Annotated in this window: 19 protein-coding genes; 5 read left to right on the top strand and 14 right to left on the bottom strand. The window is 29.5% G+C overall.

What is annotated here, in order from left to right; all coding sequences use genetic code 11:
* Positions 1–28 precede the first annotated feature (28 nt).
* The 4 genes from bcCo53_RS03420 to bcCo53_RS03405 form a co-directional block, all read right to left on the bottom strand.
* Complete coding sequence (locus bcCo53_RS03420; protein WP_025408264.1) at positions 29–2,266, bottom strand: methyl-accepting chemotaxis protein; 2,238 nt, start codon at positions 2,264–2,266, stop codon at positions 29–31.
* Positions 2,267–2,418: 152 nt separating this feature from the next.
* Entirely contained in the window at positions 2,419–3,345 is a 927-nt protein-coding gene (locus bcCo53_RS03415) for an ABC transporter permease (RefSeq protein ID WP_025408263.1), read from the bottom strand.
* Positions 3,317–4,468, bottom strand: a complete 1,152-nt coding sequence (locus bcCo53_RS03410; RefSeq protein WP_025408262.1) for an ABC transporter permease — start codon at positions 4,466–4,468, stop codon at positions 3,317–3,319. The genes bcCo53_RS03415 and bcCo53_RS03410 overlap by 29 nt, the downstream gene beginning before the upstream one ends.
* Positions 4,469–6,046 carry an ABC transporter ATP-binding protein gene (locus bcCo53_RS03405; RefSeq protein ID WP_025408261.1) on the bottom strand — a complete coding sequence of 526 codons (1,578 nt, stop codon included), beginning with the start codon at positions 6,044–6,046 and terminating at the stop codon, positions 4,469–4,471. It lies immediately after the preceding gene.
* 198 nt (positions 6,047–6,244) lie between these two features.
* Here bcCo53_RS03405 and bcCo53_RS03400 point away from each other — a divergent pair, with 198 nt between their 5' ends.
* From bcCo53_RS03400 to bcCo53_RS03385, 4 genes are read left to right on the top strand one after another with little or no spacing between them, the layout of a single operon-like run.
* Complete coding sequence (locus bcCo53_RS03400) at positions 6,245–6,907, top strand: HAD family hydrolase (protein ID WP_025408260.1); 663 nt, start codon at positions 6,245–6,247, stop codon at positions 6,905–6,907.
* Complete coding sequence (locus bcCo53_RS03395; RefSeq protein ID WP_025408259.1) at positions 6,904–7,767, top strand: hypothetical protein; 864 nt, start codon at positions 6,904–6,906, stop codon at positions 7,765–7,767. The genes bcCo53_RS03400 and bcCo53_RS03395 overlap by 4 nt, the downstream gene beginning before the upstream one ends.
* Positions 7,761–8,807 carry a hypothetical protein gene (locus bcCo53_RS03390; protein ID WP_025408258.1) on the top strand — a complete coding sequence of 349 codons (1,047 nt, stop codon included), beginning with the start codon at positions 7,761–7,763 and terminating at the stop codon, positions 8,805–8,807. Before bcCo53_RS03395 ends, bcCo53_RS03390 begins: the two co-directional genes overlap by 7 nt.
* On the top strand, positions 8,804–9,313 hold the full coding sequence (locus bcCo53_RS03385) for a hypothetical protein (protein WP_025408257.1): 510 nt from the start codon (positions 8,804–8,806) through the stop codon (positions 9,311–9,313). Before bcCo53_RS03390 ends, bcCo53_RS03385 begins: the two co-directional genes overlap by 4 nt.
* 23 nt (positions 9,314–9,336) lie before the next feature.
* Here the strand turns inward: bcCo53_RS03385 and bcCo53_RS03380 are convergent, their stop codons facing one another.
* The 8 genes from bcCo53_RS03380 to bcCo53_RS03345 all read right to left on the bottom strand — a co-directional run bounded on the left by bcCo53_RS03380 (position 9,337) and on the right by bcCo53_RS03345 (position 17,931).
* Positions 9,337–9,777, bottom strand: coding sequence for a response regulator (locus tag bcCo53_RS03380; protein WP_025408256.1), 441 nt, complete (start codon positions 9,775–9,777; stop codon positions 9,337–9,339).
* Between the two features lie 48 nt (positions 9,778–9,825).
* Entirely contained in the window at positions 9,826–10,311 is a 486-nt protein-coding gene (locus tag bcCo53_RS03375) for a chemotaxis protein CheX (protein WP_025408255.1), read from the bottom strand.
* An 11-nt stretch (positions 10,312–10,322) separates the two neighbouring features.
* The gene (locus bcCo53_RS03370) at positions 10,323–11,699 is read right to left on the bottom strand and encodes a CheR family methyltransferase (RefSeq protein ID WP_025408254.1); all 1,377 of its coding nucleotides are present in this window, start codon (positions 11,697–11,699) and stop codon (positions 10,323–10,325) included.
* A 7-nt stretch (positions 11,700–11,706) separates the two neighbouring features.
* Entirely contained in the window at positions 11,707–14,280 is a 2,574-nt protein-coding gene (locus tag bcCo53_RS03365; RefSeq protein ID WP_025408253.1) for a chemotaxis protein CheA, read from the bottom strand.
* Positions 14,281–14,355: 75 nt separating this feature from the next.
* Positions 14,356–15,393, bottom strand: a complete 1,038-nt coding sequence (locus bcCo53_RS03360; protein ID WP_025408252.1) for a flagellar filament outer layer protein FlaA — start codon at positions 15,391–15,393, stop codon at positions 14,356–14,358.
* A gap of 88 nt (positions 15,394–15,481) precedes the next feature.
* Positions 15,482–15,994 (bottom strand): flagellar filament outsheath protein, encoded by a 513-nt coding sequence (locus bcCo53_RS03355; protein ID WP_038364660.1) that lies wholly within the window; start codon positions 15,992–15,994, stop codon positions 15,482–15,484.
* Positions 15,984–16,979, bottom strand: coding sequence for an N-acetylmuramoyl-L-alanine amidase (locus bcCo53_RS03350; protein ID WP_025408250.1), 996 nt, complete (start codon positions 16,977–16,979; stop codon positions 15,984–15,986). The genes bcCo53_RS03355 and bcCo53_RS03350 overlap by 11 nt, the downstream gene beginning before the upstream one ends.
* Complete coding sequence (locus tag bcCo53_RS03345; RefSeq protein WP_025408249.1) at positions 16,972–17,931, bottom strand: hypothetical protein; 960 nt, start codon at positions 17,929–17,931, stop codon at positions 16,972–16,974. The genes bcCo53_RS03350 and bcCo53_RS03345 overlap by 8 nt, the downstream gene beginning before the upstream one ends.
* Before the next feature lie 43 nt (positions 17,932–17,974).
* Between bcCo53_RS03345 and bcCo53_RS03340 the strand changes: the two genes are divergently transcribed.
* A complete protein-coding gene (locus tag bcCo53_RS03340) occupies positions 17,975–18,622 on the top strand; it encodes a hypothetical protein (protein ID WP_038364656.1) in 648 nt (215 codons plus the stop codon).
* On the opposite strand, the gene bcCo53_RS03335 is transcribed toward bcCo53_RS03340, so the two are convergent.
* Both bcCo53_RS03335 and bcCo53_RS03330 read right to left on the bottom strand, forming a co-directional pair.
* Positions 18,623–19,057 carry a DUF192 domain-containing protein gene (locus bcCo53_RS03335; RefSeq protein WP_025408247.1) on the bottom strand — a complete coding sequence of 145 codons (435 nt, stop codon included), beginning with the start codon at positions 19,055–19,057 and terminating at the stop codon, positions 18,623–18,625. It abuts the gene before it with no gap.
* Positions 19,054–19,461, bottom strand: coding sequence for a hypothetical protein (locus tag bcCo53_RS03330; protein WP_025408246.1), 408 nt, complete (start codon positions 19,459–19,461; stop codon positions 19,054–19,056). Before bcCo53_RS03330 ends, bcCo53_RS03335 begins: the two co-directional genes overlap by 4 nt.

The following is a 19,461-nucleotide window of genomic DNA, read 5'->3' as shown; positions in this document are numbered from 1 at the left end:
CGCTAATCACCTCTTACAAAAATAAATTCTAAAAATCTGAAAAATCTTCATCAAACTCTATATCTTTATCAACAACATCAATAGCTTTCTTAGGATCGACCCTCTTATTAATAGAGTTATAACTTACATTTGAATTAACTGAATTAACATGTATATTACTTTGCCCATCTCCTAACAATGCATTACCCTCTACATCTAAAGAAGTAGTATTTTCATTCCCAAAAAGATCATCACCAGCATTAAATTGATTAAAATCATCATTTCCAATATTTTTAACTTTGAAAAAAGATATCACTTGTCTAAGCTCTTTAGCCTTCTCAAGCATTCTATCAGCCATACTTGAGAGCTCTTCACTGCTTGATGCTGAAGCTTGAACAACTTCCCCAACCTGATCAAGAGCAACTTTAAACTGTGCGATTTGATCATTTTGTTTGTAACTTCCCTCAGAAATTTTCTTTACAAGTGTTGTGGTCTTTTCTATATCAGGCAACATGTCCTTAAATATTAATCCAGCTTCTGTTGCCAATCTAGAATTTTCTTCGACCAATTCACCAATTTCAAGAGCAGACTCCTTGCTAAGATCAGCAAGCTTTCTAATTTCACTTGCTACAACAGCAAATCCCTTTCCTTCTTCTCCAGCCCTTGCAGCTTCAATAGCTGCATTTAAAGCAAGCAAATTAGTCTTTCTAGCTATCTCTTCAATAACACTAACTTTCTCAACAATTGCATGCATAGCCACAACAGATTCCTCAACAGCCGTACCTCCTATGTGAGCATTCTCATCAGTAATCAAGGCAATTTGTTCTGTTTCTCGGGAATTATTCGCACTCATATTAACCCCAGATGATATCTGTTCAATATTAGCTAACATTTCTTCAAGTGTTGACGCTTGTTGCAATGCGCTAGAACTTAAACTTTGACTTGAATTAGCAACCTCAACACTTGCCTTATTAACATAACTAATATTTTGCAAAACACTTGTAATAGCATCCGCAATAGCATCTCTCATTTTAATAATTTGTAAGCTCAATGAACTCAATTCATCAGAATATTTGTCATTACCAATAGCATAATCTTTATCTAAATTTCCTTGAACTATTTCTTTTACTAAATTTCTAACCACATTCAATCTAGAGCTAATAACAATCTCTATCCTCATTGCAAGAATAACAACCAATATAATAATACCTAAAATAGAACATACCACAAATTTAAAAGCTAAACTATTAATAACCCCATAAATATCTTCATAAGGAATTCTAGCTGCAAGAAGACCACTATTATCCCCAAGCTCACTTTTAATAGGCAACACAGCATAATAATTATATAATTTCAGCTCTGGGAAATACGCTCTCTCAATTTGATAAACTGGAACCTCAGTTAACACAGTAGGCTTTTTAGGAGGCTTAGACAATGCATCGTTTAAAAGCCCAATAAATCCAGCACTAACTTTAGAAGTTTCACCATACTCCTCTAAAGGATTAACAAGATTATTATATGGATCTAAATACAATAAATTCCCTCTATCATAAAAACCAAATCTAGTTCTATCTAATTTATCTCTTATAACATCATCAAGTAAATAACCTACCAAATAACCAAGGAATACTTTATCTTCTGCTGAATATACAGGAAGGACTATGGCAGAAGCTTTTTTATCCTTATATAGAGATCTAACAGCAACTTCTCCTGCTATCCCTTCAGTCAGATTAGGATACCACCCAACAAAATCTAACCCTTTCTCTTTATACCCTTCTACAGAATCTTTAAAATATCCAGTATTTGACTCAGAATGACCAAAATCTATATTATTAGCATGTCTTGTCGTCACAATTACTTTACCGTCAAAATCAAAAAACGCAAATTCTTCATAAAAAGTATCAAGCTTTAAATTCCACAATATCTCATATACCCGATTTCGATACTTTTTATTTTTTTTCACCGTATCAAGAATAACTTTAGAATTCTCTCTAAATCTTTCCAATTCTAACTCTGAAAAAATATGTCCGGACTTTTTAATAATCGAATATTCATCCATAGTCTCAAGGGCTAAATTAGTACTTGCACCATCAATTACAATATAAAATGTATCTAATAAACTCTGTATAGCAAAAGCAGCTCGCCTTACTTGAGATCTTGTAAGTTGTTTATAGTAATTTTCTAAATAACTACCCAAAATAAATTTAAAAATCAAAGAAAAAAACAATATAGTTATCAACAAATATAAGAATAAAAACCCAACAAACCTGTGCTTAATTTTCAACATAAAAATACCTCGTCAATTAATCACCCACCTAATTAATTTAAAAAACATAAGAATTAAATAAGATATCTCTTACAACTGTATATCAAAAAATATAATTCCCAAATAAACCCTAAAGAATTCCACCTGTATCTTAAAAGAAATAAACATAAAAATCAATCTTTTTTATAAGGTAAACCTAAAGCTCTAGGAGCATAATTCTTTTTTGCAAAAAACATAAGGCTTACAATCACAACAACATAAGGCAAAATTATTAATACCTTAAGAGGAATTATGAAAGACAAAAAAGAAACTTGAGACATCGTCACAACTAAAGTTCTTATAAAGGAAAATAAAACGCTACCCATCAAAATCCCAAAAGGTTGCCAATTTCCAAAAATTACCATAACGATGGCAATAAAACCTTGACCACCAACAATTCCTTGCATATAACTTGAAGCAATTACAGTAGAGAGCACTGCCCCAGCAATTCCTGCAAATAAACCACTTAGAAGAACACAAAAAAACCTAATCATAATCACATTAACACCGAGAGACTCTAACACTTCTGGATCTTCACCACTAGCTTTAATCCTAAGTCCAATTTTAGTATATTTAAATATAATATGAAAAAGAACAACACATATTATTGCAATATAGAGTGAATATCTCTTACCAAAAATCTGAAATATAAGGGACTTCTTATCCAAAATTCCATCAAAAAATATGGGCAACTTAATATTTATTGGAGGAGTTGAAGCAGAACCGAAAATAAAAGTTCCAAACAACATCGCAATAGATGGTCCTAAAAAATTAATAGCTATTCCCGTTATTATATGATCTGATTTAAGAAAAACAGTAAAAATGGCATGAAGCACTGATAGAATCAGTCCTGAGAGTCCTCCAACAAAAATTGCAAATAATGGACTACCATAATAATATGCAACTGTAGCTCCAACAAATGCCCCAAGCGCCATCATACCTTCAATACCAATATTAATAATTCCACTTCTCTCACTTATAAGTCCCCCAAGACCAGCTAAAATTAAGATCTGAGAATTTACAAGCGTTTCACTAATCAGGAATATTAATGTGTTTAACACTCTTGATACCTCTCAAAAATACCCTATTAAAAAAATGACCGGCGGAAATCACAATCACTACTATCCCTATCATCAAAGACACAATTGCAGAAGAGAGTCCCATTAAACTTTGCACTCTACTACTACCATAAATCAAAACTGAGAATAAAATACTTGAAAATATTATTCCTATTGGAGAACTATTGCCTATTAATGCAACAGCTACACCATTAAAACCTGTCCCTTCCATATAAGCAAGCTTAAATATTGCCTTATTAACACCCATAACCTGTATGGCACCTGCAATTCCCGCAAGTGCACCTGAAAGAAACATAGTAAACATCAAAATTTTTTTAATATTAATTCCCACACGATAGGAAGCAACAATATTATGTCCAACAGAACTGATTTTAAACCCAAGCATCGTCTTATTCAATAAAACCCATATCAAAATAGCAATAATAATCCCAATAACTATCCCAAAATTAAGAGGAGCTTTTAACAAATCATTAATAAATGGATGCTCAGCTCTATAAGCAAGTCCCTCAGATGAAAGTTTCCAAGAACCAAAAAAATCAATAAAAGCACTTTCTCGAATAGCCTTAGACAAATCACTATTATCTTTTTTAATAGCAGGCAAATCTATTATTAGATTATTTACGTGAAATAAAATCCAATTAAACATTATTCCTGAAATTATTTCATTTATATTAAATCTAATTTTTAAATATCCAATTAAAATACCTAAAATCCCTGATGCTAGAAAAACAGACAAAAAAATACAAATTACATGTAATAAAGGTGGAAAATCCAAAAAAATTCCAGTCATTAAAGCTACAATTGAACCAAGCATAAATTGACTCTCAACCCCAATATTAAAAAGTCCCACTTTTAAAGCAATGCCAATTGAAAGGCCCGTAAAAATCAATGGAGTAGCATAGCTTATAATATAGCCAAAATGCTTAGGTGAAGAAAATATAACTTCTACCATTAAATAATACATCTTAAAAGGAGAATACCCAAGCAACAATACTATTAAACCAAGAATTAAAACACCTAAAAAAAATGCAAAAAAGTTAATAAATATTGACGAATTTAAAAATGTCTCAATTATCTTTTTACATTTACAATTATTAATTGTCATTTAAATTACACCCATCATCATTTTGCCAATAACACCAGCATCAAAATTGTTCTCTAAAACACCAACAATTCCACCATCATACATGACAGCTATCCTATCACAAACACTCATAAGTTCATCAATATCAAGAGATACAAGAAGAACTGTCATGCCCGCATCCCTTTGCGCTATCATTTTTTTATAAATATTCTCAATAGCACCCACATCCAGCCCCCTTGTAGGCTGAACTGCTAAAAGAACCTCAGGCCTCAAATTAATCTCACGTGCAACAACGACCTTTTGCTGATTACCCCCAGATAGATTCTTAACTTTGCTTAAAATATCTCTTGGTCTAACATCAAATGATACTGCAAGTTGTTCACTTATTTCCTTAAGAACAGTTAAATTAAAATCAACAAACTGTTTCTTAACAGTACTTAAAAAGTTAAGTTTACCACCATTCATATCACTATTCTTCATTTTTAAATAACTTACATCATCAAAACTTTTAATTCCAATGTTTTGAAAAATGTTAAAGTCCAAAATAAGACCGTGTTTTTGTCTATCAGACGGAATATGGCCAATTTTTTTATCTATTATTTGTTTAACACTAAGCCCCTTGATTGACTCAAATTTGCCATCAACTCTCTTAATTATATCCCCGCTAAAGATAGCTCTAATTCCAAGAATTGCTTCTACTAATTCTTCTTGACCACTTCCTTCAATGCCAGCTATTCCAAAAATCTCACCTTCTCTAAGATTAAAACTAATATCTTTAACTTTTAAAACACCCCTCTCATCTCTAACTTTTAAATCTCTAACCTCAAGAACATTTATGCCATCAACAATATGTTTCTTAGACATATCAAGAGAAGTTTCTTTGCCTATCATCAATTTAGTAAGCATCTTTTCATCAGTTTCATTAATATTAAAAGTTCCAACCACTTTGCCAAGGCGCATAATTGTACACCTTTGTGCTACAGCTTGTATCTCTTTTATTTTATGTGTAATAAGTATCACAGTATGTCCCTCTACAGCCAATGCTTTTAAAACATTCATGAATTCATCAATCTCATTAGGTGTAAGCACCGCTGTAGGTTCATCAAAAATAATAACATCTGCATTTCTATAAAGAACCTTAAGTATTTCTACCTTTTGCACCATCCCAACACTTAAATTCTCAATCGGAATATCAGTATCTATTTTTAAACCATATTTTTCAGAAAGCTTAATTATTTTCTTCTTTGCACAATTATAATTAATAAAGCCAAATTTTGAATCTTCATACCCCAAAATAATATTTTGCACAGCCGTAAATTTTGAAATTAACATAAAATGCTGAAAAACCATTCCAACACCACTGCGAACAGATTCGCTTGAATATTTAAATTTTATTTCACTTCCTCTTAAAAAAATTTGCCCGCTATCGGGCTTGTGAATTCCATAAATAGTTTTCATTAAAGTGGTTTTGCCAGCACCATTTTCACCAATAATTGCATGTATCTCTCCTTTTTTAAATCTTATACAAATATTATCATTAGCAACAAAGTCACCATACCGTTTAGTAACTTTATCTAAAATTAATATATCTTCTTGCATCAAAGATAGCCTGAAATGTAACAAAAATAAATAACATTTACTTATACCCTAATCATACATGCTAAAACTAAACATAAATATTTGCAAGAGATCTTAAGAAAAAGATTAAAAATCATGCAATAAAATTAATAAAAAACAAAAAATAATGATAAAATGAATGCACACTAAAAGAATGATTACTTTCAAGAGGATTAAAACATGAAAATTAAAGCTTGCATTTTCGACATGGATGGCACTCTAATAAACAGCATCATGGATATTGCATGCTCAATGAACTTTGCCCTAAAAAAATTTGGATACAGAGAAATTAAACCAGATGAATTTAAAACTCTTGTTGGAAGAGGGTATTCTAAATTAGTAGAAAACACTCTAGACTATCTCAGCATAAACTTAAATGACAAGTATCTTAAAGATAATCTTTATCAAGAATTCGTAAAAGCATATAATCACAATCTTGCCTCACAAACAATAGCATATGATGGAATACCAGAACTTTTAAAAAATCTAAACACACTTAATATTCCAATAGGAATATTAAGCAACAAAAACCATGAAGAACTATTAATAATAGCAAAAGATATATTTAAAGACATAAATTTTTTTGAAGTGAGAGGCTACTCATCAAAATTTGAGGCTAAACCAGATCCTGAAAATGCACTTGACATGATAATAGAATTAAATCTCATGCCAAAAGAAATAGCATATATCGGAGACAGTGATATTGACATGTTCACTGCTCAGAATGCCGGATTCCTACCTATAGGAGTTTCATGGGGCTTTAGAACAGTAGAAGAACTAAAAAAAAGCGGAGCAAAATATATCTTAAATAGTCCATCGGAACTTTTGGACATAATCAAATGAATTTAAAAGTATATTTTCCACATTTATATCATTATTTATTTAATCATGAAAGCATAAAGGGATTATCAGTTTTTGAAAAAGAAATTGAAATAATCAAATATCTAGAAGAAAATAAAAAAACTATTTCAACATTCATAAACGAAAACTTTAAATCTGATACTGATCTACTTATTCAATACGTTAAAGAAAAAACAGACATAATAATTACCCCTATTATCTCGTCAAACCTTGAATCCATTGATCTAAATATTGTAAAAGACATCTTTAACAAAGAACTTAATAAAAATAATCTAGAATTAATATTTCATTCCATTAAATCAAATCCTTACCTAAGGAAAGAATTTTTATATGATTTTAATGCTATAAGTAATGGATATATGACATTCTACATAAATAAACTCTTTGAAGACAAAAATTCTTACACAACATATTTAATCAAAAAAGAAAATGATATGCTCGATTCCTCAAAAATTGTAAAAAATTATATAAAAATTTTACTATTATTAAGAGTTTTAATAATCAAGTTTTATTTAGAAAAAGGGATAAAATTAATTCCAAAGAATATTGAAAACACAGCAAAATTAGTTAACGGAGAAATTAAATTTTTAGATGACAATACAGTTAATCTAATAACTCAAAGTCTCTTTAAATATGAAACCCTAAATAACATGTCACCAATTGCGACATTAATATCCATTTTTTCAAATAGAACCAAAATGCCAAACATTAAAAATAACAAAACAAAAGGATTTATAGGATATGATGAAAGTTGGTTTTCAATAAAACAATCAAGCTCCAAGGACTATGATCCTAGAATAGTTAAAGAACTTCTAGAAATAGCTAGGAAAAATAAATGGTAAAAATACTTTCAAATTTTTTTAAAGCCACTTTAATAGCCTCTATACTTGCATTCTTAATAGAAGAACTATCAATAATACTCTTCTTGCCATACAAGATTCGATTTGCACTAATATTCATTGGATTTTTATTCGATTTAGTCTTGATCATAATCTTTTTATATAAAATTTTAAAAGCCTATATATCACGAACATTACAAATATATATAAGAAATAATCTATTTTTCGATTTAATTCATTGCCTAATACCCTTAATATTTTATAGTGCTCATCAAATTCAAAATATAATTAATCCTCACGAAACAATTTTAAGCCCTATCATACTTTCGCTTTTCAAATTAAGATTCTTAAGACTACTTAGATTTAACGACTTAATGATTGAAATTTATTATAACCCAAAAGAAAAAAATCTAATCTTAGTCGCATTTGCTAGAACATTTTCAATAAGTTTACTAATTCCATTCATATTTTTCATAATATTTTCAAGTTCAAGTTTTGCAAATACAATTCCAGAAAAACAAGAATTTAATATTATAAAAAATATTTCAATAACAACTGAAAAAAATTATATTAAAGAAAAATACCCCTTTATACTAATAATTAAAGATATAGATGAAACAATATATTCTAAATCTGATGATATATTTTTCTACTACAGTCCTAGCGAATACAAAATCATTGAAATAGATCAAACAAAATTTTATATAGATAAATATCTGCAGAGAAAAAATGATTCTGTAATTGGAATATTTTTCTTTACACTTTTCATATCATTTACACTGTTTTTAACAAACTTTTATAAATTCTTCAAAGCAAGTTTTCTAAATCCAATTATACTAATGCAAGAAGTATTACAAAATCCAATTGAATATAGAAAAATTCAAATTCCATTTCATTTCAGCGAAGAAAAAGTATATGAAATGGCAAAAACATTTAACAATGTCTTATTAAAAGATAAACTTAATGCAAAACGAAGAAGCAAAATTCCCTTAGAAATTGAAAAAGTGAAACGAATAATAAACAACAATAAGGAACATATATGACAAAAAAAATATTTCTAATTTTCGTTATTACCACATCGATCTATTCAAGATTAATAACAACTTCAATCGAAAAACGATCAGCAGAAGCAACAAAAAAATATTCTGCTTTTAATTTAATAATAGAGGAAGAATATTATACCAAATATCCAAAAAGCACACATGAAATAGAGATATATAAATTAACAGAAAATTTTATAAAAAGCATTCTAAAAGATAAGATTGATTACAGCACAATCACTCCAGCCTACAAAGAAGCAAATCAATATCTAATCCAAAGTGAAATTATCGACAAAGATTTTTCTAAGTATAAAATATTCAAAATAAAAACTATAGACTCAATTTTTAAAAGTTTAGCATTAATATACACCAAAAAAGGATTCTACAAATTAGAACTATATATAGGAAACAACAGTAAAAACAAATTAGAAATTTTCAATCTTAACATGTCATATTTTACAAAGAACTTAAACGAAATAAGTAATTCAATGCTTTTTTACAAAGAATAATAATCAATTAAGCATATACTACTTTATTTAATAAATACAGACATAACTCTTTGAAGGACCTTAGCTCTATCAAGAGGCTTTACAATAAATGTCTTTGCACCTTTAATCAAGCAATCCTTCACCAACTGCTCTTTACCTAAAGCAGAAATCATTATTACTTTAGCATTTTGATCAAACTCCATAATATTAGAAAGACAAGTTATTCCATCCATCTTGGGCATAGTAATATCAAGAGTAACAACATCAACATTAGGATAATGATTCTTATATTTGATTACAGCCTCTTCACCATCAGCAGCAGTATCAATAATATTAAAGCCCTCAGACGTAAAAATTTGTGTAAGCTGCTTTACAGTAAAAACCGAATCATCCACAATCAAAACATTAAAAGGAACACCTGTTTCATAATTAATACCCTTTGGTTTATTTGAAGAATCCATAGCAATCGTAGTTTTCTGGATCATATCAAACCCTCTTTTTCCATAATAAGTACTTTCAACTTCATAATCATATCAAACCCTCTCTCTTATTGCAATATTAACTTCTATAATTTTACCATCTGGCAAAGTAAAAGGTACTATTAATGCTTCAGAACCCTTATTACTTATTTTCATATTTTCTCCATAAATAAAAGCCGGTGGAGTTATATCAAACACAAAACCTTTAGCATGCAAAGTAGTAACAAAATTACCAGCAATAATATTGCCAACTTCTGTAAGAGTTGCTGCTACCATCTCCTTAGTCTCTTCATCATCAAAATCAACATATTCCTCAAAATTCAACTTGGAAGCAACAAAAAGCGCAGTATCAATATCCATATCAATAATAATGCTACCTTCAACAGAACCTGCAAGTCCTACAATTACAGAAACACCCTTTATTTTTTGATTTATCGATTTAAGTCCAGGGCTGCCCATATGAATATCTTCAACAAGTAACATATCTCTTAAAACTGAAGACGCAGCATCTAAAAATGGTTCTATATAATCTATTCTCATTAATTTCTCCTTTAGATCCTTTTATATAAGTTAAAATGTTCAACAGAAATATCTTTTACAAAAAGATTACTGTTCTTAAGTTCTTCATTATCTCCCAAAATTAAAAGAGCTCCTCTAACAGACTTTTCTGCAATAGCATCCAGAATTAAAATTTGCTTATCATCATTTAAGAAACATAAAATATCCCTTAAAAAAATAACTGCCAAATTGTCTGGGAATTCTGATAAAATAGCATCTGAATATTCAAATAAAATATTATTCATAATCTCTGGCTTAAATTTATAAACCCCCGGACTTTGCTCAAAGGAATTTTTTACATAAATTTCGCTCAAATTAATCTCAGCCTCTGAGAAAACTAAATTAGAAGTGCTAATTGCTTTAACTAAATTATTATCAATAGCTTTTACCTTAAAGGGATTTTTATAAGTATCATATAAAACATTCACAAACGAGACTGTTTCCTTTCCATCGCCACATCCAATCTCAAAAACATTCAAAATTGTGCCAACATCATTCATATCATTAATATATCGCCTAACAATCTCTTCCTGAAATTCTTTTAAATACTTATCATCCCACAAGCATCCTGATGATTTTGAATAAAACTCACCTAGAAAATTATCATAAGACAAATCATTAATATTTGCAATATCTAATTTCATACCAACTTTCTTTAAAAACTCGTCACTCACTAAAGATGCATTGAAAGAATATTTAAAAAGATTTTCCTTAATAATCTTTAAATCATCATCCTTAGAAGACGTTGAAAACTCAGTAATAGATGCTTCTGACAATTCTACAGCATTATTGTTATAAGGAAATGATTTGTCTTCATTTTCAGAGACATTTACCTCACCATCATTCCTGCCATCTTCCAATAAAATTTCTTCTTCTCCATCATAATTAAAAATTTTATCAACATCAAGCAGAATATATAATTTGTCACCATACTCTACTACTCCCTTTATGTAATGCATAAGGGATTCCTGAGATAAAACAGGATGGGGCGTTTGAATCAAAGAAGAATCAATTGAAAAAACATTATTAACCTTATCAACAATAACCCCTATTAATAAATCACCATTCTTAAGAACCATAATGTCTTCAAGCTCTCTCTTCATTACTTCCAAATTAAACATTATCCTCAAATCAATAATAGAAATAATCTCACCTCTTAAATTATCAAGACCAATCACGTATTTCTTAGCATTTGGAACATATGTAAAATTACTAGATTTCCTAATCTCCTTAACTTGCATAATATCTACCAGATAATTATCATTCCCAATATTAAAAGATACCACTTTAAAATCTAAGTTAACAGAATTATAGCCTCCACCCTGATTCCTTAAACTATCCTCACCAAAACATATCTCTTTTATTTTAATCATAAGACTATCCTTTCATATCCTTTAGGTCAAAAAGCCTAAACACATCAATAATTAAGACAACCTTACCATTACCAAGTGTAGTAGCTCCCACTATTCCAGGACTTGAAGCATACTTATCTTTAATAGGCTTTACAACAAAATCCTCTTCTCCAAGAATAGAATCCACAACTATCCCTGCCTTCTTATCATTAATGCTAATGACTATCAAAAATTTTTCACATAGGGTTTGAGTGTCCTTTATATTAAAAAGCTCATCAAGCCTAAGCACAGATATAACTTCTTCTCTTAAATTATAAACTTCATGGTCATTTTCAAGAAGCTTTATATTCTCTTCACTAATTCTATGTGTTTCAAGAACGCTATTTAAAGGAACAACATAAACCTCAGCACCTGACTTTACAAGAAGGCCCTGCACAATAACCAACGTCAAAGGAAGCTTTATTTTAAAAGTAGTACCAACATCAACTTTCGAATCTATGATAATATTTCCATTTAATTTTTTAATATTATTTTTAACGACATCAAGTCCTACGCCTCTACCAGAAACATCTGTAATTTGACTAGCTGTTGAAAACCCAGGTTCAAAAATTAGATTAAAAATCTCACTCTCAGATAGCACCGCATCTTCTTTTATTAAGCCTTTCTCAATTGATTTTTGCCTAATAATATTTGGATCTATACCTTTCCCATCATCTTCAATCTCAATTGATATCACATTACCTTCATTTTTAGCGCGCAAAACTATATGACCAACCTTATCTTTGCCCTTTTTAAGTCTCTCATCAGCAGTTTCAAGGCCATGATCCATAGAATTCCTAACACAATGCATTAAAGGATCTACAAGATCATCTATAACAGATTTATCAATCTCCGTATCTTCACCCTCGGTAGAAAGCTCTACAACTTTTCCTAACTTCTTTGAAAGGTCTCTTACCACTCTTGTAAATCTTGAAAAAATACTAGACACTGGAAGCATTCTTGTCTTTAAAACACTTTCATGCAAATCAGTAATTATCCTAGAAAACCTATTAGAAGCAAATTTAGAATCTTGAAGAATTTTTAATAGTAAATCTCTTAAACCTGCCATGTCACGTAAAGTTTTATCAAGCTTATGTTCCACCAAATTGGCTATTTGGTTTTCAAGAGAACTTTCCAATTCTAAACCCACATCCTTACAAACCACCTTTAAATCCACCAAGAAACTATTTCTCAAATTTTCTTGATAATCATAAAAATAATTAAAACCATAAAGGAAAGACGTCATATCAGCATTGATTTGATTATAAGTTGACTTACTGATAACAGCCTCACTTACAAGGTTTAATATGGAATCTATTCTTTTACTATCAATTCTAATTAAATTGACACTTACAGCTGCCTTCTTAGGTTCCTTAACAGAAGGATAACTCCCAACTTCACTACTTAAATCTATATCCTTAATATTTTTTAAATCAATTTCGTTAATATCAAAATTAATAACAACATCTGACAAATCTACCTTTTTAGAAATACTATCTACTGAGGCATCTGATATTAAATAATATACAATAAACTCAAAAAATTTATCGGATAATAAATCTTCACTATCAGGAATAGTTTTATAAATTTCTCCCAAACTTTTTAACGCCTGCAACATCTGAAATCCAGAAATTGTTGACATAGGATTATCTTTATTGAAATTTAACTTTACCTCAAACAATTTAGAATCACCAATACGCTCTCTTAAACTTATAAGCTCATCATTAGAAAGCTGTAATTTTACCTTAAAGAGAGTGTCATGAACAACTGTTCCCTTCTCTCTTAACTCTGCCTTGGCTAACTCACTATCAACATCAAGTTCATCAATTACACAACTCAAAGCAACATCAGACAAATTGATCTTTTCTTCAACATTAGAACTATTTAAATATAGCAAATAATAATCTACTCTTCTTAAAAATTTATCTGCAATAAGTTGTTCATAATTAGGAACAGTATAAAGAATTGGACCTAAGTCTTTTAAAGCTTGAAATATCTGTATACCAGAAATTGTAGCCATAGGATTATCTTTATCAAAATAAATACTCACTCTTAAAACTTTTTGCCCAACTCCCACAACTTCTCTCATATCACCAAGTTCATGGGAAGAAAGTAAAAATTCATCATCATTTGCATCATCCAAAGATACAACAGGAGCAACTGTCTGATGCTCATCTTTTAAAAACCCTCTTAATTTATTTTTAAGCTCGCTTACATCTTGTAAATAAACATCCCCATTAAGACGCGCTTCTAGCATACCTTTTATTACATCAAGCGCACTTAAAAGTAAATCAACAAGGTCATTACATATCTTTAATTTATTATCTCTAATAGCATCAAATACATCCTCAACGACATGAGTGAAACCTGAAAGTTCCATCATATCAACAGAAGCTGAACCACCCTTAAGAGTATGAGCCGCTCTAAATATCTCATCAATAGTATCTGCATTATGAGGGTCATCCTCTAATGACATAATGTTCTCTTCAAGAGTATCTACAAGGTTCTGAGCTTCCTCAAAAAAAATCTCTAAAAGTTCTTCGTTTTCTGGATCTATCATCAGCTTATTTTTCCTACTTTAAGCTATAATAGGGCTAAATCTCAAAGATTTTCCCTATTAATACAATTAAATTTATTATTCTAGAGATCGTGTTCCAGGACCATTCTTATTGCCTTTCTCTAGGAAATTTTGAAAGGACTCATCTGGCATTGACACATTCTCCCTAATCTTTAAAACTCTCTTAAGCGCTTCCCGTGTTTTTAATCTTTGAAGTGATTTAGCACCACGTGTCTCATAAATCTTAAATACAGCTTCATTATCAATGTCAGAATCTAAAGAAACACTTAATTTATCATAAATAACTCTGACATCTTTGACATAAAAAATCAAATTCTGATCCTTGGAACTATGCGATTTTGAAACTCTAAATGCCTTAAATCTCATCTTACTTGAAGGAACAGGGTAATTAGGAACATTATCTTTAACTATTTTAGCACTTATGCTTGGAAGATAATTAGGATTTGACCACACTAAATCTGCCCAACCCTTAAATTTTAAACTACCTAAAGGATAAACATATTCCATACCACTCATATCTTCAAATAAAACTTCAAGATCAATCTCATGACCCAAGCTGTAAACGGTCACCTTAACTTCTCTCATAGTCTTAACATTGTCAATCAGACCTTTACCTAAAAACTGATTACCATCTTCTCCAGCATAAAAAGGAATCTTAAATGGAGGCAAAACCATTGCAGAAGATTGAGAATGACTTGGAAATAACACTCTCACTCCTAATACTGTATCACCTGCATATCTTTTAGATTCACTCTTAACAACAGCTGGAGCAATAACAGAATTTTTAACATAAGTCTGCATCCTAGCTGAAGGAGTTAAAAGGACAGTCCAATTACTTATTCCAAGATCTAAAACCATATCTTCTGCCTTCACAATACCTGAAGCTCCAGAATATACACGCTCAACATAATCTGTAAGATCAAGCTTTGTTGGACTTGGATCCCTTGCAAGTTCTGCAAAATCAAGAACTAATTCTCCAGGTTCGTTTTGCACAAAATTATCACCTGATGATTCACTAGATACCCTTTGTCCAAAAATAGGACTTAAGATAATAAGAAAAAATAAAACAAAAACAATGTCTTTTACTTTAGCCATAAAAATCAACTCCTTTTACAAAGTAATTTAAGATTTTCATTTTTAACTTTTAACTTTTACAGTACATTTAAAGATGTTTAAAAATGCCTTACACATTTAAAACATACCCTTCAATAAAAATAACAACTTTTCTAACATGTCTAGGATAGTTAAAATTAATTGTTTCTTTTAAAGATTTAACAAATGAACTTACTCTCAATTTATCAGAATCACTATAACCCCCACTTGCAAAAGAATTATAAAACTCCTTTGAGAGATTTATAAAATATACATCATCAATCATAAAAGAATACAAAAATCTAACGTCTCTTGTATCAAATTGCAAAGAAAAACCATTACTATTACCCAATAGAAAATCTTTAACTAAAAAATCCAAATTATCTTTAAGAGTCTTTTTCTCTTTCAAATATCTTAAATCAGAAATCAATTCATTATCACAATAAAAATAGAATACTTTCCTAAAGAAAATATTCTCACAATTTATAAAAACCATATATGAAGAAAATAGGAAACTTAAAAATAAAAGTGCAACTAATATCTCAAGAGAATATTTTGTTCCATTACGAATAAAAAAATTACAATAGATAAAATTATTTTTCATAAAATTCAATAAACTTAATTAAAGCTTTAAGTACTAATACATTTATCTTGCTCATATAATTGTAATCCAAAATCAACATCGCATCATCAATGTTAGATAAAAATCCAATTTCAATTAACACAGCAGGCATACTACTATTTTTAATTACAAACCACTGCTCTTCCCTAATTGATCGAATTTTGGTCTCACATAAAACATTAATAAAAGTCTCATATAAAATTTCAGCTAATTTCTTTGATTCATATTTATACTTAATATCTAGTATATCATTAAGCTCCCTTAAGTATCTATTACCTCTAATATCATACCCTTTAAAATTTCTCACAACTTCTCTTTTTGAATCCTGGGGAAGATACCAAAATTCAATTCCCCTAGCTTCAGGATTTAGCGCATTATTCACATGTATGGATAAAAATATGACATTATGTGGAAAATCTGGTTTAATTGCATTTGCAAGCTCAGATCTATCTTGTAACGACACAAAAACATCATCTACACGAGTTAATAGAATATTCCTGTCTAGAAAATAATTACTCAAGATTTTATATAAATGCATAGAATAAGTTAGAGCAAAATCTTTCTCTACGAGAGTAATATCATGTTCATTGATCTTATGAGTCACAATAGCCCCTCCATCATGTCCACCATGACCAGGATCAATTACTATCGATGTTATTCGAGGTTTACTATAACTCTGCAAAGCTCTAAAATGATTTTCAATCCGCATCACAGCCTTCTCGGTTATCAAGATCTCTCCATCCTTTAAAATAATAGGATCAACGTAAATATAATAACCAATAGATGAAAGACCATACTCAAAGCCAACTTTAAGCTTAAGATGTCCTTTCTCATGTTCAATTGTAAGAATATCACTTTCAATATTAAAGTTGAACTTAAAAACGTTACTATCAAATGAATCCAGAATATTAACATAATCAACTTCCTGGGCATTTAAAAATAGAGAAACAAAAATTAAATTAATCAATAATATTATTTTCCCAAAGTTCAATCGCACTCTTTAAGTCACCTTTAAACCTTAAGCTATTTTTAGTAATTTCATTTTTGATCTCTCCAAATTCTCTGCCAAATTTAAAAGGGCTAATACCATATTTTAAGCATAGTTTTAAAAATCTAAAGAACGAAAATTTTATTCCATTCCCAACAAAAATAGGAACATAATTTTTAAGCAAAAATATTAAAAAACTTTTATTTCTCGTCAAGTCTTCTGGAACATTTAAAGCAGTATATTGTATTCTAAGCTTCCTATAGATATGAATACTCTCTCCAAAATAGATAGCCCTAAGCCCAAAATCCAGTCTTTGAAAATATTCATTTTTAATCCTTCTATCAAAACCTCCTAACTGAATAAACTTCTCTTTAGAGTAAAGCCCACAATAATCCATAGTAATTAAAGTTTTCTCATAATCTTTCTCAGAATTTATTAAAATTACATTCAATTTTTGATGCTTATCAATAGTGGGAATAAAAACTGATGGAACAACTTCCTCTTCTTTGTCAAAAAATTCTCCACCAACAAGAAGTATATTCTTCTTAACTATTTCATCAAATATATTAGGAATCCAAAAAGGATTTAACAAGTACATATCACTTTGCAACACAAACACAAAACTACAAATGGATTCTTTCATAGCTAAGTTAACCTTCTCACCAGAATTCAAGTCATCAGACAGCAAAATGAATTTTAATTTATCATAGCTCTCTGAAATAAACTGAAGAGAAGTTCTATTACTTTGCCTTTCAATAGAAATAATTTCCCTGATAAAATCAAAATTAGAAAGGAACTCAAATAAATCTTCTCTAAAAATTTTTGTACCTCTATTTAAAATTACAAAAGAGATGCCAAAAGTTGATCTTTGGACATAATTATTTTTAGACTGAACAACTGTATAAGAATAGTCATTACTCTTAAAATACATAAGTTACTTCAAAAATCCTCATAATTAAACTATAATAACAACTATGGTAAGCACTAAAATGCCAAAAATAAGTATTTTACACATTAATCAATTAAAATATAACATAGTTATTGCTATTTTAATACTCATAACCTTGATAAGTTGCAAAGATAAAAATATAACCTACGACAAGAGAATAAAAAAAATACTAGATAATAACAATATTGAATATAAAATAGACAAAGAAAATGACTTTATTGTATCAAAAATCATAAATGACACAAAAATGGAAATAATAATTAGATCAAAGCTAAATTCGTATCAAAATTCAAAAATAAGAGAAATATTTGGAATCGTAGAGATATTCGACGCCAATTCAGAGAAAATTCAAGAAATATCAGAATCCCTAATGAGTGATAGCTACAATAATCGTGTTTTAGGATCATGGGAAATCATTCATGATCCTGAAAGAGGTAATAATTCTTTAGTATACATCATCAAAGCTGAAGAGAATGCAAAAGCACCTTTTGTACTCGATGCCCTTGAAGAAGTTGCAGCAACAATATCCATCTTCAAAAAGGTACTCAAGGGCAATGATACAGAAGTCAATATTAAATACACACCCACTGAAGCTGATGATGAAACTTTACAAAATGAAGATAAAATAAAAGACCATGCGGAAGAAGAACTCCAAAAAATAAAAGCTGAGTAACTATTCTACATTCAAAGAATCAATATCAAAGTTAAATTTTACTCTATCACCTACTTTAATTTTAAATTTAGCAAAAGAACCTTTTAGAACCTCAAGAGCATACTTAACCTTATACCTAGAATTCACAACCTTTTCTGAGAAAGGAACCAAACTATAAATTTCCTTAATAATACCTACAGAATTAATATAAGCAATTTCAAGCGGCACTGGAGTATCTTTCATCCAAAAAGATAAATTTTTCTCCGATCTAAAAACAAAAAGCATACCATTATTCTCATTTATCCTCTTAGTACCCATATAGCCCTTAGCTCTAGTAGGTTCATCAATTGCAAGCTTAACAAAAAATTTAGTATTATTGATAATAATTTCTTTATCATATATATGATTAACACACGATATGCAAAAGACTAATGTAAAAAAAATTCTCAGGATCAACTCTCCTTATTAATATAAGACTTTAATGTCATCCTTAAAATATTATTGTTTAAAGCAATAATAGAATCACCAACATCCCAAACATAATTAAAAGGAGTCACAACAGTAGCATCACCAAATTTTTCTTTAACACTAAGAACAATAGAGTATTGAGTAATCAATTTCTTATCAAACACAAAAGTATACGAATAAAGCTTATCCTTATCAAAATTAAAATAAGCATACCTTACAGAAGGCCTACCTTCAAACCTTAAAATCTCTGTTTTAGCATGGGGAAACTCAACTTCTTCAATATCATAATATAGAACAGAGGTTTTACGAACAGTATCCTCAACAGACTTAACACTATCTCCAATCTTAAAAGATAAAAAAACAGATAATAAATAAAAAACAGTAATTCCCAT

The organism is Borrelia coriaceae, from assembly GCF_023035295.1.
In the GTDB taxonomy this organism is placed as follows: domain Bacteria; phylum Spirochaetota; class Spirochaetia; order Borreliales; family Borreliaceae; genus Borrelia; species Borrelia coriaceae.
Note: the sequence above shows the minus strand (reverse complement) of the source record. Positions and strands in the feature narration are given on the sequence as shown.